The organism is Pseudomonas sp. 22490 (assembly GCF_052044465.1).
Classification (GTDB): Bacteria; Pseudomonadota; Gammaproteobacteria; order Pseudomonadales; family Pseudomonadaceae; genus Pseudomonas; species Pseudomonas aeruginosa.
This window is the reverse complement of sequence record NZ_JBQENS010000034.1, coordinates 31,608-46,541: the sequence shown is the minus strand read 5'-3', so window position 1 is coordinate 46,541 and position 14,934 is coordinate 31,608. Positions and strand designations below refer to the sequence as shown.

At 68.2% G+C, this 14,934-nt stretch carries 13 protein-coding genes; 1 reads left to right on the top strand and 12 read right to left on the bottom strand.

Annotated elements, in window-relative coordinates:
- Positions 1-3 precede the first annotated feature (3 nt).
- From ACTJJX_RS28535 to ptxS, 7 genes are all read right to left on the bottom strand, one after another.
- On the bottom strand, positions 4-1,779 hold the full coding sequence (locus tag ACTJJX_RS28535) for a GMC family oxidoreductase (protein ID WP_003110747.1): 1,776 nt from the start codon (positions 1,777-1,779) through the stop codon (positions 4-6).
- 2 nt (positions 1,780-1,781) lie between these two features.
- Positions 1,782-2,498 carry a gluconate 2-dehydrogenase subunit 3 family protein gene (locus tag ACTJJX_RS28530; protein ID WP_003122746.1) on the bottom strand — a complete coding sequence of 239 codons (717 nt, stop codon included), beginning with the start codon at positions 2,496-2,498 and terminating at the stop codon, positions 1,782-1,784.
- A gap of 167 nt (positions 2,499-2,665) precedes the next feature.
- Positions 2,666-3,652, bottom strand: a complete 987-nt coding sequence (locus ACTJJX_RS28525; protein WP_003122747.1) for a 2-hydroxyacid dehydrogenase — start codon at positions 3,650-3,652, stop codon at positions 2,666-2,668.
- 18 nt (positions 3,653-3,670) lie between these two features.
- Positions 3,671-4,978 (bottom strand): MFS transporter, encoded by a 1,308-nt coding sequence (locus ACTJJX_RS28520; protein WP_003113740.1) that lies wholly within the window; start codon positions 4,976-4,978, stop codon positions 3,671-3,673.
- Positions 4,979-5,040: 62 nt separating this feature from the next.
- A complete protein-coding gene (locus ACTJJX_RS28515; RefSeq protein WP_016852902.1) occupies positions 5,041-5,991 on the bottom strand; it encodes a sugar kinase in 951 nt (316 codons plus the stop codon).
- Complete coding sequence (locus tag ACTJJX_RS28510) at positions 5,984-6,766, bottom strand: sugar phosphate isomerase/epimerase family protein (RefSeq protein WP_003113739.1); 783 nt, start codon at positions 6,764-6,766, stop codon at positions 5,984-5,986. Before ACTJJX_RS28510 ends, ACTJJX_RS28515 begins: the two co-directional genes overlap by 8 nt.
- Positions 6,767-6,837: 71 nt before the next feature.
- Complete coding sequence (gene ptxS / locus ACTJJX_RS28505; RefSeq protein WP_003113738.1) at positions 6,838-7,860, bottom strand: transcriptional regulator PtxS; 1,023 nt, start codon at positions 7,858-7,860, stop codon at positions 6,838-6,840.
- A 562-nt stretch (positions 7,861-8,422) separates the two neighbouring features.
- Here ptxS and ptxR point away from each other — a divergent pair.
- Positions 8,423-9,361 carry an HTH-type transcriptional regulator PtxR gene (ptxR, locus tag ACTJJX_RS28500; RefSeq protein ID WP_003139449.1) on the top strand — a complete coding sequence of 313 codons (939 nt, stop codon included), beginning with the start codon at positions 8,423-8,425 and terminating at the stop codon, positions 9,359-9,361.
- A 236-nt stretch (positions 9,362-9,597) separates the two neighbouring features.
- Here the strand turns inward: ptxR and pvcD are convergent, their stop codons facing one another.
- The 5 genes from pvcD to ACTJJX_RS28475 all read right to left on the bottom strand — a co-directional run bounded on the left by pvcD (position 9,598) and on the right by ACTJJX_RS28475 (position 14,872).
- The gene (pvcD, locus tag ACTJJX_RS28495; RefSeq protein ID WP_003122751.1) at positions 9,598-10,245 is read right to left on the bottom strand and encodes a paerucumarin biosynthesis heme-binding protein PvcD; all 648 of its coding nucleotides are present in this window, start codon (positions 10,243-10,245) and stop codon (positions 9,598-9,600) included.
- The gene (gene pvcC, locus ACTJJX_RS28490; RefSeq protein ID WP_016852903.1) at positions 10,238-11,740 is read right to left on the bottom strand and encodes a paerucumarin biosynthesis protein PvcC; all 1,503 of its coding nucleotides are present in this window, start codon (positions 11,738-11,740) and stop codon (positions 10,238-10,240) included. The genes pvcD and pvcC overlap by 8 nt, the downstream gene beginning before the upstream one ends.
- 51 nt (positions 11,741-11,791) lie before the next feature.
- Positions 11,792-12,667 (bottom strand): paerucumarin biosynthesis oxygenase PvcB, encoded by an 876-nt coding sequence (pvcB, locus tag ACTJJX_RS28485; RefSeq protein WP_003122753.1) that lies wholly within the window; start codon positions 12,665-12,667, stop codon positions 11,792-11,794.
- A 17-nt stretch (positions 12,668-12,684) separates the two neighbouring features.
- A complete protein-coding gene (gene pvcA / locus ACTJJX_RS28480; protein ID WP_003089256.1) occupies positions 12,685-13,671 on the bottom strand; it encodes a paerucumarin biosynthesis protein PvcA in 987 nt (328 codons plus the stop codon).
- 214 nt (positions 13,672-13,885) lie between these two features.
- Complete coding sequence (locus ACTJJX_RS28475; RefSeq protein WP_003113732.1) at positions 13,886-14,872, bottom strand: asparaginase; 987 nt, start codon at positions 14,870-14,872, stop codon at positions 13,886-13,888.
- Between the last annotated feature and the right edge of the window lie 62 nt (positions 14,873-14,934).

Below are 14,934 nucleotides of genomic sequence, written 5' to 3'. Positions count from 1 at the left end.
TCCTCATGCCTGCACCAGCGGACCGGGGTTCTTCAGGTATTGCTCGCGGATCGCCTTGGCCGACCAGTAGGCCAGCGCCGCCACCAGCCCAGTGGGGTTGTAGCCGGTGCCCTGGGGGAAGGCCGAGGCGCCCATGACGAAGACGTTGTGCACGTCCCAGCTCTGCAGGTAGCGGTTGAGCACGCTGGTCTTCGGATCGCTGCCCATGATCGCCCCGCCGAGCAGGTGGGTGGTCTGGTAGACCCGTGTATTGAAGTGGTCGCCGAAGTTCTTGACGCTCACCGAGATGGCCTTCGGGTTCATCGCTTCGGCGATCTTGCGCATGTGCTCGGTGACGTAGCGGCTCATGCGGATCTCGTTGTCCTTCCAGTCGAAGGTCATGCGCAGCAGTGGCTGGCCGTAGGCGTCCTTGTAGGTCGGGTCGAGGTCGAGGTAGTTGTCGCGGTAGGTCATGTTGCTGCCGTGGGCGTCCATCGACACGGTGTGCGTGTAGGCGTCCTTGACCGCCTGTTTCCAGCCGCTGCCCCAGCTCGGCGTGCCGGGCGGCACGGCGAGGCCGCCGATCGGCTTGGAGCCGGCCTGGTTGACCCACATCGGCGAGCCGCCGACGAAGCCCAGCGGTCCGTGGTCGAAGTTGTCGGCGTTGAAGTCGTCCACCGCCACGCCGCCACCGCCGGTGCCGACGAAGGGGTTGGTATGCACGTCCTTGTCGAAGAACGCCTTGATGGTGGCCATGTTCTGGTAGGCGAAGTTCTTTCCCACCACGCCCTCGCCGGTGCGCGGGTCGTAGGGCTTGCCGATGCCGGAGAGCAGCAGCAGGCGCACGTTGTGGAACTGGAAGGCGCTGATGATCACCAGCTTCGCCGGCTGCACGATCTCGCGCCCCTGGGCGTCGACGTAGGTCACGCCGGTGGCCTGCCTGCCGTCGCTGTCGAGGTTGACCTTGAGCACGTTGCAGTTGGCGCGCAGTTCGAACAGCGGGGTCTGGCGCAGCGCCGGCAGGATGTTCAGGTTCGGCGAGGCCTTGGAATACATGTAGCAGGCGTAGCCGCTGCAGAAGCCGCAGAAGTTGCACGGCCCCATCTGCACCCCGTAGGGGTTGGTCCAGGGCCCCGAAGCGTTGGCCGCCGGCAGGTCGTAGGGGTGCAGGCCGAGTTCCTCGGCGGCCTTGCGGAACAGTTGCGCGGAGTACACCTGGCGCAGCGCCGGCAGCGGGAAGTCGTCCGAGCGGTCGGCGGCGAACGGATTGCCCTTGCCGACCACCTGGCCCTTGACCGTATGCGCGGTGCCGGAGGTGCCGAAGACCTTCTCGGCGAAATCGAAGTGCGGCTCCAGCTCTTCGTAGCTGACCCCGTAGTCCTGGATGGTCATGCCTTCGGGGATGAATTTCTTGCCGTAGCGTTCCTCGTAATGGCTGCGCAGGCGCAGTTCCTCGGGCATGATCCGGAAATGCACGCCGGACCAGTGCAGGCCGGCGCCACCGACGCCGTCGCCGGGAAGGAAGGCGGAGAGCTGACGGTAGGGCAGCGCGGTGTCGTTGATCCCGTGGCGGATGCTCACGGTGCTCTTGGAGAGATTCTGGAACAGCTTGCCGCGTGTGTTGTAGGTCAGCTCGTCGAGGGTGTTCGGGTAGGCGCCGTCGGGATAGGTATCGCGGTTCTCGCCGCGCTCCAGCGCCACCACGTTGAGCCCGGCCTCGGTCAGCTCCTTGGCCAGGATCGCTCCGGTCCAGCCGAAGCCGACCACCACCGCGTCCACCGGTTTGAGTGTCGTCGCCATGTTCAACCCCTCTCGCCGGAAATCGCCACCGGCGGGAAGGGATACTTCTCGCCGCGGTCGGCCCAGTCCATGAAGTCGGCGCGGGCGCCGGGGAAACCGACCAGCTTCCAGCCCACCAGGCCGCGATTGCCGCCGTGCTGCGGATCGGAGAAGAAGCCTTCGTGGGTGTTTTGCAGCAACTGGCCGAAGAGCAGCTTGGCCGGCAGGTCCTGCAGGTCGATCTGGCCGGCTTCCAGGCGTTGCAGGATGTCGTCCTGCGCCGACGGCTCCAGCTCGGCGAACGGCTTGCCCTGGTTGGCCTTGCTCCAGCGTTCCAGGGCGGCGATGCCGACCCGGTAGATGTCGCGTGGCACCAGCTTCAACTGATGGCCGAACTCCGGCGCGGCGTCGGTGACGAACGGCCCCTGCATGTACCAGAGTGCGCCGTGCCCGTAGGGGGTTTCCATCTGTCGGTCGATGAACTCCGGCACCCCGGCCTCGATGGCGCCGGGGCCGTTGTCGTCGCTGGGGATCAGTCGCGCCACCGCGGTGTTGACGAAAGCCCATTCGGTGTTGGTGAAGAAGCGAGGCTGGTAGCGTTCGCGGGGTTTGTCCTGCTCGGCGGCGGGCGTCTGCATGGCATGGCCGACGCCATAGCCGGCCAGGGTCACCGCCGGGATCACGGTCAGGGTCTTGCGCAGGAAGTCGCGGCGGCCGTTGACGGCCTTGTCATCGGGCATGGTGGGGTCCTCTCTGGATCATCACGGTTTCGTCTTTCTGATAATGATTAGCAGGCTAATTATAAGTTCATGTGTCACGTTGAAAAAACGTTTCAGCAAGGATTCAGGCAGGCCAATACCGGCAAGTGAAGCAGAACGGCGCGCCGGGCGTCGGCCCGGCGCGGCCTTCAGGCGCCTCGCCGTCGCGCCCAGGCCGAAGGATTGACCAGGTTCAGCGGCCGCTCGCCGGCGAGGGCGGCCAGCAGGTTGTCTACCGCGCAGCGGGCCATGGCTTCGCGGGTTTCCTCGGTGGCCGAGCCGATGTGCGGAGTGGCCACCACGTTCGGCAGGCGCAGCAGCGGCGAGTCGGGAGACAGCGGCTCGCGCTCGAACACGTCGAGGCCGGCGGCGCGGATCCGCCGCTGGGCCAGGGCCTCGATCAGGGCCGCCTCGTCGACCACCCGGCCACGGGAGATGTTGATGAAGATCGCCTGCGGGCGCATCCGGGCGAACTGCTCGGCACCGATCAGGCCTTCGGTGGCGGCGGTCAGCGGCAGGGTCAGGCAGACGAAGTCGGATTCCTCGAGCAGCGCGTCGAGGGGGCGGTAGCTCGCTGCGTAGCGTTCTTCGACGTGGGGCTTCGGGCTATGGCTGTGGTACAGCACGCGCATGCCGAAGCCGTGGTGCCCGCGCCGGGCCAGGGCCTCGCCGATGCGGCCCATGCCGACGATACCGAGGGTCTTGCCATGCACGTCGGTACCGAACTGGGCGGCGCCGACGCTCTTCTTCCATTCCCCGGCGCGCACCCAGCCGGCCAGTTCCACTACCCGCCGGGCTGTCGCCAGGATCAGCGCGAAGCCGGTGTCGGCGGTGGTCTCGGTGAGCACGTCGGGGGTATTGCTGAGGAGGATGCCGCGGCGGTCGAGGTAGTCGATGTCATAGTTGTCGACGCCCACCGAGACGCTGGCGATGGCTTCCAGTCGCGGTGCCAGGTCGAGCAGTCCGGCGTCCAGGCGCAGGCTGGCGCCGAGCAGGCCGTGGGCCTCGGGCAGGGCGTCGCGCAGGCGGGCCAGGCCGTCGCGGCCGGGCTCCTCGACCAGGAGCACCTCGACCCGTTCGCGCAGGCGTTCCATCAGGGGCGCGGAGAGACGTTTGTAGAGAACCACTTTCTTCATCGGATGCTCCGGAGTCGGTCAGGGGTGGGCCGGCGCCGCCCGCCGCGAGGCGTGCGCGCGAGCGGCATCGGGCTCGCGCTTGTCGGCGTGCGGGTTGAGGAACACGGTGAGCAGCACCGACAGCAGCAGCGCTCCGCTCATGAACAGATAGGAAGCCCCGGGCCCGCCGGTGATGCCGTTCAGGTAGCCGACCAGCCAGGAGCCGGAGAACGAGCCCAGCGCGCCCATGCTGTTGATCAGCGCCATGGCGCCGCCGGCGACGTTGGCCGGGAGGACTTCCGGGACGATGGCGAAGAACGGTCCGTAGGGCGCGTACATGCAGGCCCCGGCCAGCACCAGCAGGGCGTAGGACAGCCAGAAGTGCTCGCTGCCGAGGGCGTAGGAACCGTAGAAGGCGATGGACGCGATGAGCAGCGGCGGCCAGACGAAACGCTTGCGTTTCTGCAACCGGTCCGAGGCCCAGGACACCCCGAGCATGGCGATCACCGCCGCCAGGTAGGGCAGCGCCGACAGCCAGCCGGCTTCTATGATGTCGATGTTGGCGCCGTGCTTGAGGATCGACGGCAGCCAGAGGACGAAGCCATAGACACCGATGCTCCAGCAGAAATACTGCAGCGAGAGGACGATGACCTTTGGCGAACGGAACGCCTCGCGGTAGTTCTTCACTGGCTTGATGCCCTGCTGCTCGGCGGCCAGGGCGTCTTCCAGGTCGCGTTTTTCCGAGCCGCTCAGCCAGGCGGCCTGGCGCGGGCGGTCATCCACCAGGCGCCACCAGATGAAGGCCCAGATCACCGCCGGCAGGCCTTCGATGATGAACATCCAGCGCCAGCTGAAATGCTCCACCAGGTAGCCGGAGACCACCGACATCCAGAGGATGGTCACCGGGTTGCCGAGGATCAGGAAGGTGTTCGCCCGCGAGCGCTCGGCGCGGGTGAACCAGTGGCAGAGGTAGACCAGCATCGCTGGCATCACCGCCGCCTCGACCACGCCGAGGAGGAAGCGGATGCCGATCAGCAGATAGACGTTGGCGACCATCCCGGTCAGGGTGGCCAGTCCGCCCCAGAGGATCAGGCTGACGAAGATCAGCTTCTTGACGCTGCGCTTTTCCGCGTAGATCGCTCCCGGCACCTGGAAGAAGAAGTAACCGAGGAAGAACAGCGCGCCCAGCAGCGAGGACAGCCCGGGAGTGATCCGCAGGTCGTCGGCCATCCCGGAGGCGGCGGCGAAGCCGTAGTTGGCGCGGTCCAGGTAGGCCAGGCTGTAGGTGACGAAAACGATCGGCATGATGTACCACCAGCGGCTGCTGGCGAGGCGAGGCATGGTCATGGTCGGGTATCTCCTGAGCTTGTCTTGTTCTTGTCGCAACAGGTGCCGCGTGGGCGGCGGGTTCAGGCGCTCCTGCGGCGCTCGCGGTCGAGCAGTTGGCTGCGTTTCGGCAGCCCCTCCATGTCGCCGCGGACCTGTACCGCGCGGCTGCCGATCCAGTTGCCGCGCGCCACCGCGTCGGGCAGCGGCAGGCCTTCCAGCAGCGCGCTGACCACCCCGACCGCGAAGCCGTCGCCGGCGCCCACGGTGTCCACCACGGTCGCCACCGGCACGCCGGGGACCAGCCCTTCGCCGTGGGCATCGCGATAGTAGGCGCCGCTCGGGCCGAGCTTGATCGCCACCGCGTCGACGCCCATGTTCAGGTAGAACGCGGCGATATCCGCGGGTTCCTGCCAGCCGCTGAGCAGGCGGCCTTCCTCCAGGCCCGGCAGGACCCAGTGGGCATGCGCGGCGAGGGCGTTGATCTCGGCGATCATGCGGCGCTCGCTGGGCCACAGCGAGGGCCGCAGGTTGGGGTCGAAGGACAGGCTGGCGCCCTTGCCGCGCATGCGCCGCATCAGTTCGTGGGACAGTTCGCAGGCACTCGCCGAGAGTGCCGGCGGAATGCCGGTGGCGTGCAGGTGGCGGGCGCCGAGCATTTCTTCGCGGATATGGGCGAGGCCCAGCCGGCTGGCCGCCGAGCCGCGGCGGAAGTACTCGACCCGCGGGTCGGCACCATCGACCTCGCGGGACTTCATCTGGAACCCGGTGGGCGCTTGCGCGTCGACCTCGACGAAGCGGCAGTCGAGGCCCTCGCGGGTCAGGCTGTCGAGTACGAAGCGGCCGAGCGAGTCGTCGCCGACCCGGCTCAGCCAGGCCACCGTGAAGCCGAGGCGGGCGAGGCCGATGGCGACGTTGCTGTCGGCGCCGGCGATGCGCTTGCCGAACTGCTCGACCCGGTCCAGTTCGCCGGGCTGTTCGGCGACGAACATGGCCATGGTCTCGCCGAAGCAGAGGATCTCGAAGTCAGCCATGCTGGCGTTCCTCCTGGGGCTGGCCGAGGCGGGCGAGGGCGGCGATGTGCCGGCGGCTGAGACTGAGCAGGTCGTCGCCCTGCAGCGGGTATTCGATGGCCCGCGCCACGCCTTCCGGGAAATGCTGCAGCAGGCGCTGCCAGTACTGCAGGTCGGCGGCCGACGGCGGCACCGCGACCAGCTTGCCGTCGCGGTTGCGGATCACCGCCTTGCAGTGCACGTAGCCGACATAGCGGCCAAGGCGCAGGGCGGCTTCGTCGGCCGCCTGCTCCTGCCAGCGCCAGTTGCCGATGTCGAAGGTCATCGCCAGGTCCAGCTGCTGGCGTTCGGCGAGGCGGAAGAAGCGTTCCAGCACCTCGATCCGGCCGCCCTGGGGCGTCTGGTCGTTCTCCACCAGCAGTTGCAAGCCGTGGCGCGCCAGGCGCCGGCCGAGGGCGGCGAGATCGGGCTGTTCCGGCAGAAGGCCGAGCGAGACCTTGAGCCATCCGGCTCCGCAAGCTTCGGCGCGGCGCAGGGTCGGCTCCAGCTCGGGGTTCAACTGGCCGTCTTCGCGCCACAGCTCGAGGGGTGAGGAGAATACGCACTCCAGCCCCTGCAACTGGATGGCGGCGGTCAGCGCCTCGGTATCCGGCGGGCCGGCGAAGAGTTCCTCGCGCAGTTCCACGCGCTGCGCGCCGGCCATCGCCAGCAAGGGCAGGAAGCTGGCCTGGCCGCGACTGCGAACGAGGTCCGCGCCATAGCTGGAAAGACTGATGGAGACGGGGTGAAGGGACATTGGCGATCCTCTGAAACCGGTTTCATTTCAAGCCGTGCGAAAGCCGCCGGCAACGCGCCGGCGGCGGGCCGCTAGCCGCGTGGATGGGTCGAGCCGCGAACGATCAGTTGCGCCGGGAAGGTCACCCGGCGCGCCGGCTCGCGGTCGCCTTCGAGTCGCGCCAGGAGGCGCTCGAAGGCGGTGCGGCCGATTTCGTCGGTGGGTTGGGCGAGGGCGGTGATGCCGCTGCCCACCAGTGGGTACCAGTCGAGTTCGTCCAGGGCCAGCAGGCCGACCTCATCGAACAGCCGGCAGCCGAGGTCGCGCAGTTGGCGGGTGGCGCAGAGGGTGGCGACGCCGTTGCAGGTGAACAGCGCCTTCGGCCCGGGGCCGCTGGCCGAAAGGAAGGCGCGCAGGCCGTCGCGGAAGAAGTCGTCGGTTTGCAGGACCTGGCCCTTGAGCGCCGGTCGCCGGCCGATGGAGGCATTGAAGGCCTGGACCCGCTCGATCCGCGAGCTGGTGCCGTCGAGCGGTTCGGTGACCAGCAGGATGTCGCGGAAGCCGCGGTGCTGCAGGTGGTCGAGGGCCTGTTCGACGGCGTCGGCGTTGTCCAGGCCGACCAGGTCGGTATCCAGCTCGGCCAACTGGCGGTCCACCAGCACCATCGGCAGTTCGCGGTGCAGGGCGCGCAATTCGCCGGGATGGTGGCCGAGGGTGTTCACGATCAGTCCTTCGACGTTGTAGGACTGCAGGGCGGCCAGGTGATGACGCTCCTGCTCGTCGTCGCGGTCGGTATTGCACACCACCAGGCTGTAGCCGTGTTCGCGGCAGGCGGTTTCCACGCCATGCATGACGGCCACGGAGTAGGGGTTGAGGATGTCCGCCACCAGCATTCCGATCAGCCGTGTGCGCCCGCGCTTGAGGCCTCGGGCCATCTGGTTGGGGCGGTAGTCGAGCTGGTCGATGGCGCGCTCGATGCGCCGGGCGGTGGCATCGGCGAGCAACTGGCGGTCGCCGCCGATATAGCGCGACACGCTGGCCTTGGAGACGCCGGCGGCCTCGGCCACCTGGTTGATGGTGACGCGGCCACGGCTGGGCAGTACTGAACCATTCACGGACCTGGTACCTCTTGGTGCTGTTCTTATTGGTGTGTCCGGCTGGTCTTCGCCAGCGGATGCCAGGAGTTGAAACCGGTTTCAGAAAATACCAGAAGGCCGATGCCCGTCAACGGGAAAAAAACGCCTACCGGGGCCGAGCCAGGCATGAGGCCAGGACGTTGTTCATGAAAACCGAATAATCGTTTCGAATGATGGTTTGCAATTATTAATGTCGAATGGAATGAATGTGCCATATCTCCATAAATAAAAAGGAAGTTTGTCCAATACTTGAGAAACTACTTTAAGAAGGTTTTGTCGGTAGAAAGCGATCAATCAGGCGAGCTTCGCTGACATGAAAAGCACCCGGCCGACCGTCTGAAGCAGTTCTCATTTATCGGAAAACGAAGGTGGCGCGCTGAAACTTATGCGCGCCTGGCGGTCTTTATCGACGACCTGACCGCCCGGTCGCGTCATCACGCTCACCGATCGTTGCGGGTCCTGTCGAATGCCGCCGTTCCGTCGCAGCAGGATTTTTCGACAAGACCCGTCCGGACCCACTTCCCGGCTAAGGAATGACAGGATGAGCGCCGCCCTGGAGCGATTGAATCATCTGAACCTGAATCACTTGTATGCCTTCGTCGCCGTCGCCGAACACAACAGCTTCACCGCCGCGGCGGAGGCCCTGGGCTTGTCGAAATCGCTACTCAGCGAGCAGTTGCGACGCCTGGAGGCCGACCTCGGGATCCAGTTGCTGACCCGTACCACCCGTCGCATGACCCTTACCGATCGCGGCGAACTGCTGTTCGGCGTGGCCCAGCGCATGCTCGGCGAGCTGGACGGCGCGCTCTCCGATGTGCGCGACCTGCAGGGCGAGCCCAGTGGCCGGTTGCGCATCACCGCGCCGCAGGACTTCGTCAAATGGCACATCAGCAGCGTTTCCGCGGCGTTCATCCGGCAGTTTCCCAAGGTCCAGGTGGAAATGCTGGCCGATGACCAGTTCAGCGATCTGGTCGGCCAGCGCATCGATCTCGCGGTACGTATCGGCTGGCCGCGCGACTCCGGCCTGCATGCCAGCAAGCTGTGCGACTTCCAGCAGGTTGCCGTGGCGACGCCGGGATACCTCGCCGGCCTGCCGCCGGTGCTCCAGCCGCACGACCTGGCGCGTTGCGAATGGATCGGCCATACCCGCCTGAGCACGCCCTGGACCTGGACCTTCGAACGCCAGCGCGAGCGTGCCACGGTACAGACCCGAGGGCGCCTGCTGGCGAACAACACCCTGGCGGTGTACCGCCTGGTGCTCGACGGTGCCGGCGTCAGCGTGCTGCCAAGCTTCCTGGTAGCCCGCGAGATCGCCCGCGGACGGCTGGTCCGGCTGCTGCCCGGTTGGCGCCTGCCGCAGGGCGGCATCTATGCCCTGTACCCCTCGGCGCGCTACATGCCGGTGCGGGTCAGGGCGTTCATCGAGTCGCTGCGCGAGCATCTCGGTCGCGAGCCGTTCCGCCTGGCGCAGGGCGAATGAGGCCGGGCATCCGTGCTGGGGGGGCTGTAGGGCGAATAACGCCACAGGCGTTATCCGCCGCCGACGTCACGGATAGGCGGCGGATAACCGCGAGCGGTTATTCGCCCTACGGATCGGGCTTCGGCAGCATCTCGGTCGCAAGCCATTTCAACTGGCGTAGGGCGAATAACGCCACAGGCGTTATCCGCCGCCGACGTCATGGATAGGCGGCGGATAACCGCGAGCGGTTATTCGCCCTACGGCCCCAGGCTGCCCAGGTAGCCGGCGAGCGCCTGGATGTCGCTATCCTCCAGGCCGCCGGCGACCGCGCGCATGGTCGCGCTGTTGCCGCGCTTGCCGTCGCGGAAGCCGTGCAACTGGGTTGCCAGGTATTCCGCCCATTGCCCGGCCAGGCGCGGCGCCTTCAGCGCCGCCAGGCCCTGGGCGGCGGGCCCGTGGCAGGTGACGCAGGGCGGTACGCCGCGCTGCGCCAGGCCGTTCTCGAAGAGCTGGCGGCCGCGTTCGCGTTGCCTCGGGTCGGCCAGGGTCTGCTCGCCGGCACTCATGCGCTGGGCGGCGAACCAGGCGGAGACGTTGACCACGTCCGCCGCGCTCAGCTCCTCGCCGCGGCCGTTGGTGGCCGGGTTGCGCCGGCGCTGGGTCTTGAGGTCGTAGATCTGCTTGTACAGGTATTCCCGGTCGAGCCCGGCGAGCTTCGGGTAGCTGCGGTTCGGCCGCGGCCCGCCGTTGCCGTCGTCGTCGTGGCAGCGCGAGCACATTTTCTGCGCCATCGCCTTGCCGCGCGCCAGGTCGGCGGGCGCGTCCGGGCCCGGCACGGCGGCGGCCAGCGGCAGGGAAAGCAGGGCCGAGAGGCAGCCGGCCAGCCAGCGTTTGCGCTCAGTCATGCCGCCAGGGCCCCCGCAGCCAGCCGTGGATGTCGTAGTCGGCCATGCAGCGCTGGACCATCGCCTCGCAGTAGGCCAGGTGCCCGCGACGGCTGGCCCAGGCCAGCGAGTCGAGGCGGATCTGCTCGGCATTGCCGGAATAATGGCTCTCATAGACCGCGTGGCGCGCGCCGAACTCGCTGCCGGTGGCGTCCCAGATCAGCTTGAACAGCTTCAGGCGCTGCTCCGGCTCCAGCTCGGCACCGCGGTAGTAGCTGTCCACCAGCCGCCGCGCCTCGCCGTCGCGCAGGTCGGCGGCGCCCGAGACGGTGACCAGCGGGGCGCCGCCGAGGGCGCTTTCCAGCAGCTCGCGGACCCGCTTCCAGATCTGCGGCACCTGGATGCGCAGGGCATTGGCGTACTCCAGGCGCGGCACCGCCGACCCGGCGGCGTTGCGCTCCGGGTCGCGGGCCATGGCGGTGGTCAGCGCCTGCAGCAGGTGCTGCAGGGCGATCAGCTCGCCGAGGGCAGCCTGTATCCCGCGGAAGCCCTGGGTGCCATTGGCGCGCACGCCGAGGGAAAGCAGGCCGATCATCAGCTCCAGCTTCACCCCGAGGCGGATGCCGGACTGGAAGTTGTACAGGTTGGCGAAGCCCGACTCGGCATAGAAGCCGGTGGCGCGGCGCAGGTCGCGGTAGACCAGGACGTCCTCCCAGGGAATCAGCGCCTTGTCGAACAGCAGCACGCTGTCGTTCTCGTCGAAGCGGCTGGACAGCGGATAGTCGAAGGGACTGCTCGCGCGCTCCTCGTAGGATGGCCGGCACATCAGGCGCAGGCCGGGGTTGTCCATGCGGGCGAAGAACACCAGGGCGAAGTCCTCGGCCTTGCCGGCTTCCATCTGCGCCGAGGCGACCGGGGCGACGAAGGTGGCGTTGGTGATGGCGCTGCCGGTGGCGAGCATCTTCGCCCCGCTGACGACGATACCCTGGTCGGTCTCGCGTTCGACGTGGACGAACACGTCGCGCATCTCGTGGATCGCCTTGCTGCGGTCCAGCGGCGGATTGATGATCGCGTGGTTGAGGAACAGCCCGCGGTCGGCGAAGGCGCGGTGCCAGGCGCAGGCGTTCTGCCGGTAGTCGCCGTAGAAGCCGGCGCCGGCCTCCAGCCCGGACATGAACGCCGCCTTGTAGTCCGGGGTACGCCCCATGAAGCCGTAGGTCATGCGCGACCAGCAGCCGATCGCCTCGCGCGCGCCGAGCAGGTCCTCGGCGTTCTGCGCGGGGGTGAAGAAGCGGTGGCTGCGGCGGCCCTGGGCATCGACCCGGGTGAGGACGTCGCGCTGCTCGCCGTGGAGGCCGTCGTAGAGCCCGGCGATGCTGCGGCAGGCGTTGCGGAACGCCCTGTGCCGGGTGACGTCGGCGACCCGTTCGCCGTTGAGGTAGACCTGGCGACCGTCGCGCAGGCTGTCGAGATAGTCGGCGCCGGTCATCAGCGCGTTGGGGACGGAATGGCTCATGCTGGTTCCTTGTCGGGACGCCGGCCGTGGCGCGCACGGCCGGCGGGGCGGTCAGTCGCGCTGCAGGTGCGGGTTGCGCAGCGCCGGCTCGGCGTGGATATGCACCCGCCGCAGGTGGCGCGGCGCGCGGTGGGCGAAGGCCTCGCGACCGTGCAACAGGGTCAGGTTGTCGGCGATCACCAGGTCGTCGCTGCGCCAGCGGTGGGCGTAGTGCGCCTGTGGGTGGTACAGGCAGCGGCGCAGGCTGTCGAGCAGTTCGCCGCGCTGTTCCGGGGCGATGCCGTCGTAGTGGAACTCGGAGGGGTTGATGAAGCTGGCGTCGCCCTCGACCGGCGGTTCGCAGAAACGCAGGATGGGGAATTCGCGGCGCGGGTGGCGCTCGACTATCGGCGCCGCCGAGCGGCTGCTGTAGTGCGCCGCGCTGCGCTGGTACCGGCCGCTGGCGCGGCGCCAGAGTTCCAGCTCGCTACTGTCGGCCAGTTGCAGCGCCGCCGGGGTCGAGCTGAAGGTGGTGCGGCCGCCGTCGCTGTCGCCGGGCGCGTCGACACAGTGGAACACCTGGAATTCCGGGACCGTCTCCAGGTACATGCCGTCCCAGTGCAGCGGCACGTAGTTGTTGGCGAAGATGTGGTCCTCGGCGCCTTCCTGTTCCACCAGCTCGAGCACCGCGCCGAACGGCCACAGCATGACTTCGCCGAAGTCGTGGCAGTAGCGGGTCAGGCTCTCGGCGTCGGCGAAGGCGGCGAAGCCGCGCAGGAGCAGCAGGTGGTGGCTGCGAGCCAGGCCCTTGAGCCACTGCGCCGGCAGCTCGCCGACGTGCATGCCGGGGCGGCCGGGCTCCAGCAGCAGGCCGAAGCGCGGCTGGTTGCCCTGTTCGTCGCGCAGCGGCGAGAGACGTACCGGTTGATCGCTGAGATAGGCGTTCATCGTCTGGCTCCTCGGGCTCAGGCCACGGCGGCGCGCCGGGCGGCCCTGGCCGGCAGGCGGTAGTGACTGGGCTGGCCGTTGATCTGCACCAGCTCGCCGCCGAGTTCCAGCACCTCGCTGCGCTTCATCAGCACGAAGCGGTCCTCGGTGTTCACCGCCACGCCGTGCCAGGGCGTCAGCCAGTCGTCGCGGGTCGGCATCATGTGGATGCCGAACTTCAGACTGTCCGCCGGCTGCGGATGGATGGACAGGCGGATCGCGCGGGGGAACTGGTCGGCCAGCAGCGCGCCCCAGGCCCAGCTGCGCTGGATCACCCCGTAGGCGCGCTCCTTGGCGTCGCGTTGCAGGGCAGTCTTCGAACCCTGGTAGTCGGGGGTCAGGCCGTCCTCGTAGAGGAAACGGGTGATGGCGCGGTACAGCAGCAGGCCTTCTTCGCTGGCCAGCAGGGTCTCGCGGATGCTTTCCAGCGGCTCGGCGTAGCCGTCGATCAGCAACTGGCGGAGCTGCTCGTGGTTGTCACGCTGGGCCTCGAAGGCGCGTACGTCCTCCAGGTTGAACACGCCGATATGGGTGGCGCCGATCTCCTCGATCATCAGGCGCAAGGCATCCTGGTAGGCGCTGATGTGCGCATCGCCGATCCTCACCAGGTCGCCGAACACCCGGCCGTCGGAGCAGACGGTGATCTTCGCGCCCGGTGCATAGAACAGCTGGATGCGCTGGCACAGGTGGTTGAGGAACGACAGCGACAGGCGCTCGGCCATGTCCGGACGGCTGTCGAGGACCTTGCCGGGGTTCGGCGACTTGGCCGGAAACGCCGGCAGGACGAATTCGATGGGCTCGCCGGCTTCGATGAAGGCGGCGATGCGCGGCAACTGGACCTGTTCGATGCGGCGGATCTCGTCCGCTTCGCTGGCGCTCTGGCGATGCTCGGGGTAACGGCGGCGATAGAGCAACAGTTCTTTCAATACGCGTGCGGGAAGGGTGTCTTCGGCGATGGCGTACATGCAGGTGTTTCCTCCTTGTGGGCGGATGCCGGCGGGGCCGGCAGCGGAAGGCGACATCCTGTGGACTCGCCGCCGGGGGATAAACCGGGGAAGGCCGGAAACACTGTTCGCTGAAGCTTGACGATGGGCGCCGGGCACGGGCGGGCCGCCGGCGTTGTCGCGTATCGCGGGGAGGGCTGAAGGAAGCGGCCGCCGGCGGGCGGCCGCAGGGCGGTCAGTCGGCGTTCTCGCCGCACAGGTCGAGGGCGAACCAGCGTTGCGCTTCGTCGCGTCCGAGGCCGGCGCCGAGCAGGCCGAAGAGCTTGCCCAGGGCCGCCTCGCGGGTCATTCCGCCAGCCGAGAGCAGGCCGGCGTCGCGCAGGCGGCTGCCGGCGGCGTAGACGCCGAACTCGACCTGGCCGTAGGCGCACTGGCTGACCGCGGCGAGCAGCACGCCGCGGGCGTGGGCTTCGCGCAGCAGCGCCAGCAGCTCCTCGTCGTCGGACGGGCCGGTGCCGCTGCCATAGCATTCCAGCAGCAGCGCTTCCACGCCGCTGTCGAGCAGCCCGCGCAGGTGCGCGGCGCGCAGCCCTGGATAGAGCGGCAGCACGGCGAGGTTCACTTCCCGGCGCGGCTGGCGGTAGCCGAGCGCCGCAGGCACCGGCGCATGCTCGGCGTGGCGCGGTCGCGGCAGTTCGGCGAAGGCGTCGAACGCGTCGCTGCGCAGCTTGCTGACTCGCGCGCCGTGCAGCAGGGCATCGTTGAAATAGACCTGTACGCCGCGCGCGTGGCCCTCCTGGAGGACGCGCAGGGCGCCGACCAGGTTGTCCCAGGCATCGCTGCCCGGCGCGCCGGCCGGCAGCATGGAGCCGGTCAGCAGCACCGGGATCGGCAGGTCGAGGAGCAGGAAGGACAGCGCCGCGGCGCTGTAGGCCAGGGTGTCGGTGCCGTGCAGGAGCAGCACGCCGTCGTGGCCGGCGTCGAGCGCGGCGACGATGGCGTCGCGCATCGCCAGCCAGTTGCCCTGGGTCATGTTGGCGCTGTCCAGCGGCGGTTGCAGTTCGGCGAAGCGCCAGCGCAGGTCCGGGGCGTCGCCGAGGCTTTGCAGGTGGTCGCGCATGCGCGCTTCGAAGCCACCGGCCGGAGCCAGTCCCTGAGGGGTCTGCAGCATGCCGATGGTGCCGCCGGTGTAGAGCACGAAGAGGTTCTTGACTGGGAGCATCCGTAATCCTTGTGTCGGGCCTTTTCGCGCCGGACGTGCGAAGAGGGGACACCATTGTGGCG